This window comes from Flavobacterium sp. LMO6 (assembly GCF_009495795.1).
Classification (GTDB): Bacteria; Bacteroidota; Bacteroidia; order Flavobacteriales; family Flavobacteriaceae; genus Flavobacterium.
Window position 1 is genome coordinate 1 of sequence record NZ_WIBH01000083.1, and the last position, 294, is coordinate 294.

The window sequence follows — 294 nt, forward strand, 5'->3', positions numbered from 1 at the left end:
CATCAAATACCTATGTATTCACACCAGCAGGTCCAATAGTAGGCGCAGCAGGAGTAATCACAGGAATGATTGTCGGAACAAGTTATTCGGTAATAGCAACTAATGGAAGTTGTATTTCATTAGCATCAGCAAGTTTTAGTAATGCAGCACAATTATCAACACCTACAGTACCAACTATTACTTCAGTAGCTGCTAGTTGTTCATCAGCAGGAAGTTCAACCATATCGAATTATGATGCCTCAAATACTTACACATTTACTCCAGCAGGTCCAATAGTTGGAGCAGGAGGAGTAA

General features: G+C 39.8%; 1 protein-coding gene. It reads left to right on the forward strand.

What is annotated here, in order from left to right:
* On the forward strand, positions 1–294 hold a 294-nt coding region (locus tag GFJ99_RS13545; protein ID WP_162524036.1), incomplete at both ends, for a hypothetical protein.